Annotated in this window: 12 protein-coding genes; 6 read left to right on the top strand and 6 right to left on the bottom strand. The window is 73.2% G+C overall.

Annotation, left to right across the window (positions count from 1 at the left end):
- Positions 1-156 precede the first annotated feature (156 nt).
- Positions 157-1,101 (bottom strand): MurR/RpiR family transcriptional regulator, encoded by a 945-nt coding sequence (locus AC07D6_RS14335; RefSeq protein WP_315877163.1) that lies wholly within the window; start codon positions 1,099-1,101, stop codon positions 157-159.
- Between the two features lie 57 nt (positions 1,102-1,158).
- Between AC07D6_RS14335 and AC07D6_RS14330 the strand changes: the two genes are divergently transcribed.
- Together AC07D6_RS14330 and AC07D6_RS14325 are read left to right on the top strand one after the other, a co-directional pair.
- Positions 1,159-1,515: a hypothetical protein gene (locus tag AC07D6_RS14330; protein ID WP_315877162.1), complete on the top strand. Its 357-nt coding sequence runs from the start codon at positions 1,159-1,161 to the stop codon at positions 1,513-1,515.
- Complete coding sequence (locus AC07D6_RS14325; RefSeq protein ID WP_315877161.1) at positions 1,512-1,787, top strand: DUF4031 domain-containing protein; 276 nt, start codon at positions 1,512-1,514, stop codon at positions 1,785-1,787. Before AC07D6_RS14330 ends, AC07D6_RS14325 begins: the two co-directional genes overlap by 4 nt.
- Positions 1,788-2,068: 281 nt before the next feature.
- On the opposite strand, the gene AC07D6_RS14320 is transcribed toward AC07D6_RS14325, so the two are convergent.
- Together AC07D6_RS14320 and AC07D6_RS14315 are read right to left on the bottom strand one after the other, a co-directional pair.
- Positions 2,069-3,316, bottom strand: a complete 1,248-nt coding sequence (locus AC07D6_RS14320; RefSeq protein WP_479044294.1) for a Cmx/CmrA family chloramphenicol efflux MFS transporter — start codon at positions 3,314-3,316, stop codon at positions 2,069-2,071.
- 194 nt (positions 3,317-3,510) lie between these two features.
- Positions 3,511-4,896 (bottom strand): cellulose binding domain-containing protein, encoded by a 1,386-nt coding sequence (locus AC07D6_RS14315; RefSeq protein WP_479044292.1) that lies wholly within the window; start codon positions 4,894-4,896, stop codon positions 3,511-3,513.
- Positions 4,897-5,391: 495 nt separating this feature from the next.
- On the opposite strand from AC07D6_RS14315, the gene AC07D6_RS14310 reads away from it, so the two are divergent.
- On the top strand, positions 5,392-6,474 hold the full coding sequence (locus AC07D6_RS14310; RefSeq protein WP_479044290.1) for a glycosyltransferase family 2 protein: 1,083 nt from the start codon (positions 5,392-5,394) through the stop codon (positions 6,472-6,474).
- Positions 6,475-6,498: 24 nt separating this feature from the next.
- A complete protein-coding gene (locus AC07D6_RS14305) occupies positions 6,499-6,705 on the top strand; it encodes a hypothetical protein (RefSeq protein ID WP_479044288.1) in 207 nt (68 codons plus the stop codon).
- Between the two features lie 240 nt (positions 6,706-6,945).
- Here the strand turns inward: AC07D6_RS14305 and AC07D6_RS14300 are convergent, their stop codons facing one another.
- On the bottom strand, positions 6,946-7,776 hold the full coding sequence (locus AC07D6_RS14300; protein WP_479044285.1) for an HD domain-containing protein: 831 nt from the start codon (positions 7,774-7,776) through the stop codon (positions 6,946-6,948).
- Positions 7,777-8,223: 447 nt separating this feature from the next.
- Positions 8,224-10,506, bottom strand: coding sequence for a heavy metal translocating P-type ATPase (locus tag AC07D6_RS14295; RefSeq protein WP_479044283.1), 2,283 nt, complete (start codon positions 10,504-10,506; stop codon positions 8,224-8,226).
- A gap of 143 nt (positions 10,507-10,649) precedes the next feature.
- Between AC07D6_RS14295 and AC07D6_RS14290 the strand changes: the two genes are divergently transcribed.
- Positions 10,650-11,366: a copper homeostasis protein CutC gene (locus tag AC07D6_RS14290; protein WP_479044281.1), complete on the top strand. Its 717-nt coding sequence runs from the start codon at positions 10,650-10,652 to the stop codon at positions 11,364-11,366.
- 9 nt (positions 11,367-11,375) lie between these two features.
- Positions 11,376-12,020 (top strand): class I SAM-dependent methyltransferase, encoded by a 645-nt coding sequence (locus AC07D6_RS14285; RefSeq protein ID WP_479044279.1) that lies wholly within the window; start codon positions 11,376-11,378, stop codon positions 12,018-12,020.
- 290 nt (positions 12,021-12,310) lie between these two features.
- Here AC07D6_RS14285 and AC07D6_RS14280 read toward each other — a convergent pair whose 3' ends face one another.
- Complete coding sequence (locus AC07D6_RS14280) at positions 12,311-13,630, bottom strand: RICIN domain-containing protein (RefSeq protein WP_479044532.1); 1,320 nt, start codon at positions 13,628-13,630, stop codon at positions 12,311-12,313.
- Positions 13,631-13,660: the final 30 nt, after the last annotated feature.

Raw genomic sequence — 13,660 nt, 5'->3', positions numbered from 1 at the left:
GGCGCGGCTCTCTCGGTGCTCAGCGGGTTCGACGGGGGCTCGGCCGGTTCGACGGGCGCTCGGCGGGCTCAGCGGGAGCCGGCGGGACTCGACGGGATCGGCGGGATCGGCGGATTCGGCAGGGGCTCGGTGAGTTCGGCGGGGGTTCGGCGGGGCTCAGCGGGAGGTCGTGCGCTGGCGCGGCGCCCTGCGGTGGGCGAGCGCCTCGTACGACGCGGACAGCGCGGGCGCGGCCGTCGCGTACGTACGCTGGGTGACCCCGGTGAACAGGCAGTCCACGACGAGGAGCTGGCTCGTCCGGGACGACATGGCGGCCGGGCGCAGCTCGCTCTCGCGGGCGGTGGACGTGGTCAGGACGTGGTCGGCGTACTGGGCGACCGGCCCGTCCGGGCGGCCGGTGATGGCGACGGTCGTGGCGCCGCGTTCGAAGGCGACGCGGAGCGGTTCGATGACGTCGGCGGTGGCGCCCGAGTGGGTGATGGCCACGGCCACGTCGCCGGAGCGGAGCTGCACGGCGCCGGTGACGGCGACGTGCGGATCGCTGTGGGCGTGCGCGACCAGCCCTATGCGGAGCAGCTTCTGCGCCAGGTCCTGGGCGACGAGGCCGGAGGCGCCGATGCCGTACACGTCGGTGCGGCGGGCGTCGGCGAGGGCCGTGACGGCGGCGGCGAGCTGCGCGGTGTCGAGCGCGGCGGCCGTGTCGGCGAGGGTCTGCTGCTCGTCGCGGGCGAGCTTGGCGACGACGGCCTCGATCGGGTCGTCGACGGCGATGTCGGAGGTGACCGACGGGGAGCGGCCGGAGGTCCGCTGGGCGGCCAGCCCGGCGAGGGCGAGCCGCAGGTCGCGGTAGCCGGGGTAGCCGAGGACGCGGGCCGTGCGGACGACGGTCGCCTCGCTGGTGCCCGTCCGCTCGGCGAGGCCGGTGACGGTGAGGGCGGCGCAGCCCGCCGGGTCGGAGGCGACGACCTCGGCGACGCGCTGCATGGACCGCGTCATGGACGGGGCGAGGGTGCGCACCCTCGCGGCGAGCGGGTCGGGAGCGGCGCCGCCCGCCGTCGTCACCGCGCCACCGGTGAAAGTTTCCTTCAGGTACTCGGTCACGCCTGAAACGTATTTTCAGCGATGGTGACCGTCAACCCCGCACGTCAGAATGGCCGTATGAACATGCTGGACCCCGTGGAGCAGGCGCTGCACGCCGCACGCGCGCTGGTCCTCGCCGACCTGTCCGCCCGGGACGTCGCCGAGGCGGAGATCGTGTCGCTGGTGGAGGACGCGGTCGCGGGGCGCCGGTGGTGGGTCGAGCAGTGGCCGGAGGGCCTCCCGTACGTCGCCGGGCTGATCGCGCAGGACGTGCAGGACGCGCTGCTGGAGCGGTACGGGCGCTGGCCGCTGTGCCCGGTCTGCGACTCGGGCGCCCCGCACGCCCTGGACGTGGAGCCGGAGCTCGGCCCGGACCCGCACTGGGTGTGCGGGCGGGCCGGTGTGGTGGTCGCCCCGGTCGGCGGCCTGACGTGACGCTGTACATCGACCCGCCGAACTGGCCGGGCCACGGCCGCATGTGGTCCCACCTGATCAGCGACGCGTCGTTCGAGGAGCTGCACGCGGCAGCCGCCGCGCTCGGCTGCCCGCCGCGCGCCTTCGACGGCGACCACTACGACATCCCGTCCGACCGGTACGCGGACGCCGTGGCGGCGGGCGCCGTGGAGATCGGGTCGAAGGAGCTGGTGCGGCGCCTCACCGCGGCCGGGCTGCGCCGCCCCAAACGACGTCCGGCTCCTTCCGCGTGACGCCGTAGGCCGGGAGGCGGCCCTGCCGGCCCGACCGATCCCGTCGCCGGTCCCGGCCGGCCCCGGTCGGCGGGGGCGGTGCCCTCGGCGGCCGGGGCGGTGGTCCTGTCGGCCGGCGCGGTGGTCGCCGGTCCCGGCCCGGCCCCGTCGGCGGGGGCGGTGACCCCGCCGACCGGGGTGGTGACCCCGTCAGCCGGGGCGGTGGCCGCCGGTCCCGGTCGGGGTGGTGACCCCGCCGACCGGGGTGGTGACCGCCGCTCCTGGCCGGGACGGTGACCCCGTCAGCCGGAGTGGTGGCCGCCGGTACCGGCCGGGGTGGTGGCCGCCGGTCCGGCCGACGCCGACGCCGACGCGCCCATGACGACACGGCTGGGCGTACGGCCCTCCCGGCGGTGCAGCCGCAGCGCCACGGCGACCGCGGCGAGCGCGACCAGCGTCATCGCGGCGCCCGCCCACGCGGTCGCCGGGAAGCCGAGGCCCGCGTCGATGACGGTCCCGCCGAGCCACGGCCCACCCGTGTTGCCCAGGTTGAACGCGGCCGTCGTCGTGGCGCCCGCGAGGGTCGGGGCGGCCCCGGCCACGTTGAACATCCGGGCGTTCAGGGCGGGCGCCGTGTAGAACGCGGACACGCCCAGCAGGAACGACAGGGCGACCGCCGCGACCGGGCTGCCCGCGAACAGCGCCAGCGCGGCGAGCAGCACCGTCGACGCGGCGATGCCGCTGAGCAGCACGCCGAACAGGTGCGCGTCCGCGACCCGCCCGCCGATCGTCGTCCCGACCAGCGCGCCGACCCCGAACAGGCCGAGCACGGTCGGCACCCAGCCGGAGTCCAGCCCGGCCACGTCGGTGAGCAGCGGAGCCAGGTACGAGAACGCGCAGAACACGCCGCCCGCCGCGAGCGCGGTGACGACGACGGCGAGCCACACCTGCCGGTCCCGGTAGATGCCCAGCTCCCGCCGGAGCGCGGGCTTCTCCTCGGGCAGCGGGATGTGCGGGATCCGGGTCACCACGCCGACCAGGGCGACGGCGGACGCGGCGCCGACCGCCCAGAACGCCGAGCGCCAGCCCAGTTGCTCGCCGAGGAACGCGCCCGCCGGGACGCCCAGCACGTTCGCGATGGACAGGCCGCCGATCATCACGGCCATCGCGCGGGCCCGCGCGCCCGGCTGGACCATCGCGATGGCGACGGCCGCGCCGAGGGCCCAGAACCCGGCGCACGCCAGGGCGCTGACCACGCGGGACGCGAACAGCACCTCGTACGACGGCGCGAGGGCGCCCGCGACCTGGCCGAGGCCGAACGTGGTGATCAGCGCGACGAGCGTCGTCTTGCGGGGCAGCCGCAGCGTCGCCACGGCGAGGAGGGGCGCGCCGATCACCATGCCGATGGCGAAGGCCGATATCAGCAGCCCGGCCTGCGGGATCGACACGTCCATGTCGTCCGCGATGGGCGGCAGCAGCCCGGACAGCATGAACTCGCTGGTGCCGAGCGCGAAGACGGACAGGCCGAGGATGTACACGGCCAGCGGCATGCGGGCCGGGGACGGGGCGGTGGGGGACGGGGGCGTAGCGGAGTGATCAAGGTTGGGCGGCATGCTGGGTGAGAACACCACCCGGGCGATCTAGATTCCCAGCCGCTCCAGCTCGGCGGCGAGGTTGCGGCGCGCGGCGCCCTCCCAGCGCTCGGCGCCGTACGGGGTGCGGAACAGCCTCGGCAGGGCGGGGTTCACGCTCCGGGCAGGGTGTTCACGTACTGCGTGCCCTTGGTGGCGAAGTCGGCGACGGCCTTCGTCGCGGCGCCTGTGGAGATCGCTTCGCCGGACTTGATGTACAGCCAGTCGACCTCCATCCCCCAGGAACGCTGCCCCTTGAAGGGGAGATCGACGAACCAGTGGCTGAAGTTGATACTCATCGGCTCGCGCGGGAAGTACGTCTTCCCGCTGGTGAAGACCACCTCGCCGTCCACGGAGTAGGTGACCTTGCCGTCGGTCGCCGTCATGGCCAGGGTGTGCCAACCGCCGAGCTTCCGCTGGGAGGGCTTGGTGACCCGGTCGCCCAGCTCGCTGTTGCGCCAACTGGTGGTGTCGAGGATCGGGCCGTAGCGGCCCCAGCCGCCGTTCGGCATGTACTCGAAGTCGAGTTCGCTGTACTTCTTCGTCTGGTGGTCCGGCGAAATGGCGAAAACGGACTGGGAGACGTGGTCACCGTCCTGGCCGCTCACCGGCTCGTCGCTGAAGTACACGCGGGCGATGAAAGTGCCCTCGTGGAAGACCGGCTGCGCGCTGTGGAACTCGGACTGCACCGTGCCTTCCTCGGTGCCGTCCGTACGAGCCTCCAGGCGCAGCACCTGTCCCCCCTCGCCGTCCCCCTCGGCGGGGAACGTGACGCCCTTCGGCGACCAGGAGTCGTTGATGCCCGGGCCGCCCTCACCGCTGCGCACCACCCAGCCGTTGGTGGTGAGCGCCGGGTCCTGGGGGCCGGTGTAGGCGAAGTCGTCGAAGAGGACGCCCGTGGGCAGCCGCGCTGCGGCGGGGGCCGCCCCGGCACCCGCGCTCGGGCCGGCCTCCACGGGGCGCTCACCCTGCGGTCCCTCGCCCCACACCTGGGTCCCGCCCAGATAGGCGGTGACCCGCTCGGACTCCTGGTACGTCGTCTTCGCCGCGTCGAACGAGTAGTCGTCCGACTGGTCCAGCTCCTCGTGGTCGACCCGGTACAGCTGGAGTCCGATTCCTTCGGTCGTCCCACCGGGCTTCAGGGTGCCCGCCGCGCCGGTGAAGCCGACCTCCAGATAGTGGTCGGCCTTGGCACCCGGTGTCCGCTCCGCGACGATGCGCTGGGTGATGCTGGAGCAGTCGAGAGAGGTCTGCACGCAGTTGGCGGCGTAAGGGGCGCCACCGTCGGACGTATAGTGGTAACGGAGAGTCACGTCGGCGAGATCCACAGCCGCGCCGGACGTGTTGGTGACTTCCAGCCAGAGCTTGGCGACGTCCGTCGCGGCCGGCCCTTCGGTGCGGTGGCGCACCGTAAGGGCCTCGGGGGCACCGTCGGACGGCCACCACCGGTAGGCCGCAACACCGCCGGCGGCGAGAAGGCCCACGATGAGCGCGAACATGAGGATGTTCCGTCCCCGATGGGGTGACTTGCGAGAGTGGGACACGAAACACCCCAATATTCCATGGCTGATTATCAACGAGATTCTAAACGCACCTTCACAGAATCCTTCAGACCCCTCCTCACACCTACCTCTTTTGTGAACTTCGACACGTGATCTTCATACAACCACTGTCGCAATTGTTTAGAAATGCGTTACCTGTAGGGCGAAGGCAGTTTGCAGATCCCTGCCCAATGTCACGATTGGTTACTTTCTGTCCCCCTTGTGAAATTAGTTGAATCTTAAACCACTCACCGCGTGTGAGGTACTTTCATGTGCGGTTTTGCGCTTCCCGCGCAAGGACAGCGCACTTTCGCACGAGAACAAAAGGGGTGGGGGATCGTCTTGACCGCCACGATCACGGGCCGTGAGGCCGCTGAGTCGCAGCCGTCGGCGCGCAGCCGTCACCGAAGAGGTCGCGGTGGGTACGGGCGCACAGTCGACACGTCGGCCACCATGGTCTACGGGACCGTCGTCCTGGTACCCGCGAGGAACGAGGAGGTCGGTGTCTTCACCTCCCTGGAGTCCCTGGCCAAGCAGTCCCGCCGCCCCGACTTGATCATCGTTGTGGTCAACAACTCGACCGACCGCACCGAGGACTACGCGCTCCAGTTCGCCGAGGACGAGCGCACCCCGCCCACGGTCGTACTGAATTTCCCGGACAACCCGCACAAGAAGGCGGGCGCCCTCAACTACGGCCTGAACTGGCTCAGGGAGTCCGTCGGCGGCCGGCTCAACGGCCGTGTGGGCAACGTCCTCGTCATGGACGCCGACACGGAACTGCACTCCCGGTTCATCGAGCGGGCCCACAACGTCATCGCCTCCGATCCCGAGATAGGCGGGGTCAGCGCCGCCTGCCTCGGCCGCACCAGCCTGTGGCGCACTCCCTGGCAACGGTTCCTGCTCGGCATGCAGATCATCGAGTACGGCCGAGCCGCCAACGCGCGCTACCGCCAGGATGTCCACACCATGTCGGGCGCCGGCTCCTACTACCGGGCCGAGGCCCTGCAGGGTCTGATCGACTGGCGGGGCGAGGTGTTCTGGGAGGACCACCGCAACCTCGTCGAGGACTACGAGACCACGCTGGCGCTCAAGGAGTCCGGCTGGAAAGTCACGGCCAACCAGCTGTGCATCGCGTACACCGACCTCATGCCCACCCTGCGCGAGTTGATCCAGCAACGCGAGCGGTGGAGTCGGGGCACCGTCGACGCGCTGCGCCGTCGCGGCTGGACCAAGTTCACATGGCACTCCATCACCACGATGGTCCTCGGCCTGTTCGGCTTCGCGTACATCTTCGTCTGGGGCGGCCGCCAGCTTCTCACCGCGGCCCTGCACGGCCTCTCCACCCACCCGCTGCTGTGGGCCCTGCTCGGATTCTGGATCCTGTACCCCGCGCTGCGGGTACGGAATCTGGGCTGGAAGGCCATGCTCGTCGAGGCCTTGTTGATCCCGGAGCTGGTCTACACCGTCGTACGGGCGTACTGGCTCGCCTCGTCCATTGTGAAGTCCTACGCGACCCGTGTGTCCGCCTGGAAGTAGCAGAGAAACAGGCGGAGGAGAAAGATGAACACCCTCAGGGGACTTGGAGTCTGCGCGGTTCTCGCGGGCATCGCCTACATCGTCAGCAAGGCGACCGAGGTCGAAATGCTCATACTCGGCTTCACCGTGCTGGCCGTCGTCTTCACCGTGATCGGCTGGATACTCTCCGTCAAGCGGCACCGCCACGACCGCAGGGTGGCCCGCGGACGAAGCCGGGCGCGCCGCTCCTGACGATACGTCCCATACGGTGGGGCGCCGTGGTCGACGCGGGTGAAGTCCCCTCTCCGACCAGGCCGGGCGGGGGAGCAGCGGACCGATCCGAAGCGTCCGAGCCAGCCCTGCCGACCACGTTCCGCACCGGTCGGCATGGTGCCGGAGACGGCAGCACCAGGCACGGCTGAGTCACCGCAAATGACGGCGGACACAGTCCTTGAAGGACCGCCCAGCCTCAGAACGAGCGCCATCGCAGTACTAGGTCCCCAGCCGCTCCAGCTCGGCGGCGAGGTTGCGGCGCGCGGCGCCCTCCCAGCGCTCGGCGCCGTACGGGGTGCGGAACAGCCTCGGCAGGGCGAGGAGCTGCCGCAGGACGGCGGCGCGGCCCTCGCGGAACGCGTCGTCGGGCACGAACCCGTACTCCTCGCGCACGGCCGCCGCGTACGCCCCGTACGCCTCCGGGGGCCCGGCCAGCACCGCCAGGTCGGCGTCGCACAGCACCTCCCCGTCCCGGTCGCCGGGCGCCGGGTCGTGGGTGACGGTGAGCCGGACCAGCCGGGCGACCTCCGCCGTGCGCACCGGGTCCACGTCCAGCTCCGGCAGCGCCCGCTCGGCGAGCCGGGCGCTGCGCTCCTCGTTCGTGTCGCGGTCGGGCAGGTAGACCGCGTCGTGGAACCAGGCGGCGAGCCGTACGGCGGCGAGGTCGTCGGCGTGGCCGGCGAGGTCGTCGACGCGGCGCAGGACGGCGAGGAGGTGGTCGGTGGTGTGGTAGCGCCGCTGGGGTTCGGCCCAGCGGCGCAGGAGGTCGTCGGCGTACCGGTCGACGTACGGATCGACCGGGTGGTCCTGGCCGGAGGGGCGGGTCGGGTCGACCGGGTGGTCCGGGGCGGGCGGGATGGCCGGGTCGACCGGGCGGTCCGGGATGGCCGGGGCGGACGAGTCGAACAGGACGGACGGGGCGGACGGGTGGTCCGGGGCGGGTCGGTCGCCGTCCTCGGCGGGGCGTCCGCCCCGGGCCAGGCGGACGGTCTCCGCCCAGCGGCGGCGCAGCTCGTCGTGGGCGGGGTGCGGGGGCGGGAGGACGGCCATGGGCCCCATTCTGCCGGGGCCGCACTGCCCCGGGCGGCGCTGTACCGGTGGTCGCCGCGCCGGTGGCCGTACTGCGCCGTGGCCGCGCCGCACCGCCCCGTGGCCGCCCCGGGACCGTGCCGCACCGCACCGCCCTGGGACCGCACCGCCCTGGGACCGCACCGCCCCGTGGCCGCCCCCGGACCGCGCCGCACCGCCCCGGGACCGCGCCGCCCCGGGACCGTGCCGCACCGCACCGCCCTGGGACCGCACCGCCCCGTGGCCGCCCCCGGACCGCGCCGCACCGGGACCGCACCGCCCCGTGGCCGCCTCCGGACCGCGCCGCCCTGGGACCGCACCGCCCCGGGCGGCCACGCGCCCGCCCCGCCGGGTCACGTGCCCGCCCCGCCGGGTCACGTGCCGGTCCCACCGGGCCGCGCCTCCCGGGCCACCCGCCCCGCCGGGTGGTTACGCGGCGGCCTTGAAGCCCCGCAGCCGCAGGCTGTTGCCGACGACGAACACCGACGAGAAGGCCATGGCCGCGCCCGCGATCATCGGGTTCAGGAATCCCGCCGCCGCCAGCGGCAGGGCCGCCACGTTGTAGGCGAACGCCCAGAACAGGTTCCCCTTGATCGTGGCGAGGGTCCGCCGCGACAGCCGGATCGCGTCGGCCGCGGCGCGCAGGTCGCCCCGTACGAGCGTCAGGTCGCCCGCCTCGATCGCCGCGTCCGTCCCGGTGCCCATCGCGAGCCCCAGGTCGGCCTGGGCGAGGGCCGCCGCGTCGTTGACGCCGTCGCCGACCATGGCGACGCTGCGGCCCTCGGCCTGGAGGCGCTTGACGACGGCCACCTTGTCCTCGGGCATGACCTCCGCGACGACGTGCTCGGGGTCGATGCCGACCTCGGCGGCCACGGCCCGCGCGACGGCCTCGTTGTCGCCGGTGAGCAGCACCGGCGTGAGGCCCAGGGCGCGCAGCCGGCGGACGGCCTCCGCGCTGGTGTCCTTCACGGCGTCCGCGACCTCCAGCACCGCGCGGGCCTCGCCGTCCCAGGCGACGGCGATGGCGGTGCGGCCGGCGGCCTCGGCGGCGTCCTTCGCGGCGGCGAGCGGCGCGGGCAGGGCGATGGACCACTCGGCGAGCAGCCTCGCGCGCCCGACGAGGACGGCGTGCCCGTCGACGACGCCCTGGACGCCGAGGCCGGGGACGTTCGTGAAGTCCTCGGGTACGGCCAGGTCGCCCACCTTGTCGGCGGCGCCGGCGGCGACGGCGCGGGCGATGGGGTGCTCGGAGGCGTTCTCCAGGGCACCGGCGAGGCGCAGGACCTCCGCCTCGTCCGCCGTCTCGGCGGTGTGCACGGCGAGGAGGGTCATGCGGCCGGTGGTGACGGTGCCGGTCTTGTCGAGGACGACCGTGTCGGCCTTGCGGGTGTTCTCCAGGACCTCGGGGCCCTTGATGAGGACGCCGAGCTGGGCGCCCCGGCCCGTACCGACCATGAGGGCGGTGGGCGTGGCGAGGCCGAGGGCGCACGGGCAGGCGATGATCAGGACGGCGACGGCGGCGGTGAACGCGGCGGTCATCCCGGCGCCGGACAGCAGCCAGCCGACGAGCGTGGCCAGGGCCAGGACGATGACGACGGGGACGAAGACGGCGGAGATCCGGTCCGCGAGCCGCTGCGCCGCCGCCTTGCCGTTCTGGGCGTCCTCGACGAGCTTCGCCATGCGGGCGAGCTGGGTGTCGGCGCCGACGCGGGTGGCCTCGACGACGAGGCGGCCCCCGGCGTTGAGGGTGGCCCCGGTGACAAAGTCGCCCACCGCGACCTCGACGGGCACGGACTCGCCGGTCAGCATGGACGCGTCGACGGCGGAGGTGCCCTCCACGACGGTGCCGTCCGTGGCGATCTTCTCGCCGGGCCGTACGAGGAACCGGTCGCCGACCCGCAGCCGGGCGGTGGGCACGCGCACCTCGCGGCCGTCGCGCAGCACGGTGACCTCCTTGGCGCCCAGCTCCATGAGCGCCCGCAGCGCGGCGCCCGCCTTCCGCTTGGAGCGGGCCTCGAAGTACCGGCCGGCGAGGATGAAGGTGGTGACGCCGGCGGCGGCCTCCAGGTAGATGTTGGCGCTGCCGTCGCCGCGGGCGATGGTCAGCTCGAACGGGTGCCGCATGCCGTGCATGCCGGCCGTGCCGAAGAACAGCGCCCACAGGGACCACAGGAACGCGGCGGCCGTACCGACCGAGATCAGCGTGTCCATGGTCGCGGCGCCGTGCCGGAGGTTCGTCCAGGCCGCGCGGTGGAAGGGCCAGCCCGCGTAGACGACCACGGGCGCGGCGAGGGCGAGGGAGAGCCACTGCCAGTTGTCGAACTGGAGCGGCGGGATCATCGCCATGGCGACGACGGGGACGGACAGCACGAGGGCGGTGAGGAGCCGCTGCCGCAGGTCGAGCAGCTCGTGGCCGTCCCCGCCGTCCCCGCCGCTCCCGGCCTCCTCCTCCGCCGCCTCCGCCTCCGCCTTCGGGGCGGGCGGCCGGGCGGTGTAGCCGGTGGCCTCGACGGTGGCGACGAGGTCCTGGACGGACACGTCGGCGCCCCGGTAGGTGACCTTCGCCTTTTCGGTGGCGTAGTTGACGGTGGCCTCGACCCCGTCCATGCGGTTGAGCTTCTTCTCGATGCGCGCGGCGCAGGAGGCGCAGGTCATACCTCCGATGGCGAGCTCCACCACGTCGGTGCCGGGGGCGGTCGCGGGACCACTCATCTCATCCTCCAATACCCATGGGGGGTATACCAGGAACCCCAGTGTATACCCCCCTCGGGTAAACGAGGGACCCCCATTGACGCCCTCCAAGCATTAGCATTGGACTAGACCTGTAAACAGCCGCCCGTCGAGATTGGGGTCCGATGAACAACCGTGCACTCCTGGAGGTGATCGCCCTCGACGCGGAGGACGCGATCGCGGCCCAGGCCGGAGGAGCGGACCGCCTGGAGCTGGTCGCCGACATGGCCGCCGACGGGCTGACCCCGCCCCGCGAGACGTACGCCCGCATCCGCGCCGCCGTGGACATCCCGCTCCGCGTGATGCTGCGGCTCGCCGACGGCTTCGCGGCGGGCGACGTGGACGCGCTGGTGCGGGTGGCCGGGGAACTGCGCTCCGAGGGCGCCGACGAGTTCGTGCTCGGCTTCCTCGACGCGGACGGCCACCCCGACCTCGCGGCGCTGGAGCGGGTCGTCGCGGAGCTGGACGGCTGCCGGTGGACGTTCCACCGCGCCATCGACCACTGCGCCGACCGGGACGCCCTGCGCAAGCAGCTCGCGGACTTCCCCGGCCTCGACACGTACCTGACGGCCGGCTCGGCCGCCGGGGTCGACACGGGCCTGCCCGTCCTGGCGGCGGAGGCGGCCCGGCAGGGCGAGACCGGGTACGGCTCCCGGCTCCTGGTCGGCGGCGGCCTGCGCCTCGACCACGTGCCGGCCCTGCTGGCGGTGGGCGTGGACGCCTTCCACATCGGCGGCGCGGCCCGCCCGGCGGGCTGGGAGTCCCCCGTGGCGTGGGGCGCGGTCAGCGCGTGGCGGCGCACCCTGGACGGCGAGGCGGCGACTGTCGGTGCCGGGGTCTAGCCTCCCGGCATGACTGCCTCAGCGGACTTCCTCCACATCACCCGGGCGGGTTACGACGCGGTGGCCGCCGACTACGTCGACCATCCGCGCGGCGAACCGGCGGCCGTACGGCTCGAACGCGCCATGCTCGGCGTGTTCGCGCAGTACGCCCTGCCCGGGCGGCCCGTCGCCGACGTGGGCTGCGGCACCGGCTGGGCCACCGCGCGACTGGCGGAGCTGGGCCTGGACGCGTACGGCATCGACCTGTCGCCCGGCATGCTCGCCGTGGCCCGCCGCGACCATCCGGGGCTGCGGTTCGAGGAGGGCACGATGACGGCGCTCGACGTGCCGGACGGGTCGCTGGGCGGGCTGGTCGCCTGGTACTCCCTGATCCACGTGCCGCGCGACCGCGTGCCCGGCGTCCTGGCGGAGTTCCACCGCGTCCTGGCCCCGGGCGCCCCGCTGCTGCTGGCGTTCCAGGTGGGCGAGGACGTCCTCCACCTCGACGAGGCGCTGGGCCACCGGGTCTCCCTGGACTTCCACCGCTGGACCCCCGGGGCCCTGGCCCCGCTCCTGGAGGCCGCGTCCCTCCCGCTCCACGCCCACCTGCACCGCGAGCCCGACCCGCACGAACGCACCCCCCACGCCCACCTCCTGGCCCGGAAACCCGCGTAGGCGCCGCCGGCCCCGGCCCGAAGACGCCGGGCCGCCGACGGCGGGGCGCGGGGGGCCGGGGGCCGGGGAAGGCTGCCGGTACGTCCCGACCGGACAGCGAAGGCCGCCGTACGCTCCGGCCGGACGGCGAAGGGGGCGGTGTCCGTGGTGGCCGGCGGTACCGACCCGGCACTCCGCAACGGTCCTTCGCGGCCTCGGACCCCCTCCCACCCGCGGTGGACGACGAAGTGGGGCCAGGATCACCCTGGCCCCACTCCTCGGTGCGGACGCGTCACTGGACGGGCGCGTCATTAGAACTGTGCGAAGAACCTCCAGATCTCCGCCTTGGTCCAGGTCGTGACGCCGCTCTCGCCGGAGGAGCCGTCGACCGGACCGGGGATGTGGCCCCCGTCGAACGCGGCCCACTGGACCGGGTAGCCGGCGCGGCAGCCCGAGTAGGTGGTGGTGATGTGCGTCCGGCTGCCCGGCGCGGGCTCGCGCGGGCTCTGGGGGGTGCAGCCGTTGTTGCTGACGAACTTGTCGCGCAGGGACCGTCCTTGCGCGATGGTGAGGACGGAGTCGCTGATGCCGTGGATTCCGAAGTAGGCGACGGGCTGGGTGCCGCCGCTGCACCCGCTGATCAGGCCGCCCGAGATGACCGCGACGGCCCTGAAGACGTTCGGCCGGGCGCAGGCGAGCGCGTAGCTCATGCCGCCGCCCCAGCTGAAGCCCGTGGCGAAACGCTGGGCCGGGTTGACGCAGAGGGAGCCCTCGATCCGCCGGATCATGTCGTCGACGAAGGTGACGTCCTCACCGCCCGTATTGGCCCAGCCGTTGCCGAGGCCCTGGGGGGCGACGAGGATCGCGGTGTTGTTCGACTGCTCCTGCTGGCCGTAGTAGGCCCAGGCCCTCCCGCTCGCTCCGCCCGAGGCGACGTCGGTGGCGGTTCCGCCCCGCCAGTGGAACGCGAAGATCAGCCGGTAGGGGCGGCTGCTGTCGTAGTTGTCGGGAACCCTGAGGATGAAGCTGCGGCTCTTGCCGCCGCTCTGGATCGTGTGCGTACCGCTCGTCAGGGTGGGGGCGCTGCCGCATCCGCCGGCGCCACCGGACGACAGTTTGATCATCTGCCATTGCTGGTTGGCGCCGCCCCAGTCGGTGTACTGGACGACGTTGCCGCCGTCGGCGGTGGAGCCGCCCTGCACCTCCACCGCCTTGCCGCTGTTGCGGTTGATCAGCCGGACGTGGCCCGCGTCGGAGTCGGCCAGGCGGAACTGCTGGTTGGTCCCGTTGCCGTCGGCCCACTGCTGGAGCGCGGCGCCGTCGGCGGTCGAGGCGCCGGACACGTCGAGGACCTTGTCCGAATGCCGGGCCTTGAGGCGGTAGAAGCCGCCGCCGGAGTCCACGAACTGCCACTGCTGGTTGGTCCGGTCGTTGCGCGTCCACTGGTTGACCCGCGCGCCGTCGGTGGTGGACGCGCCGGAGACGTCCAGCGCCTTGCCGCTGTTGCGGTTGACCAGGACGTACCAGGCGTTGGTGTCCACCGCCGCGGCCTCGGCGGGCGCCGTCACCGCCTGGGCTGACCCCGTCATCGTCGCGGCGAGCATGCCGGTCGCGAGGGCCGCCGCCACCACGGCGGTGATCCGGGACCACCAGCGGTGTCG

The organism is Streptomyces sp. NPDC045287 (genome assembly GCF_056432325.1).
Note: the sequence above shows the minus strand (reverse complement) of the source record. Positions and strands in the feature narration are given on the sequence as shown.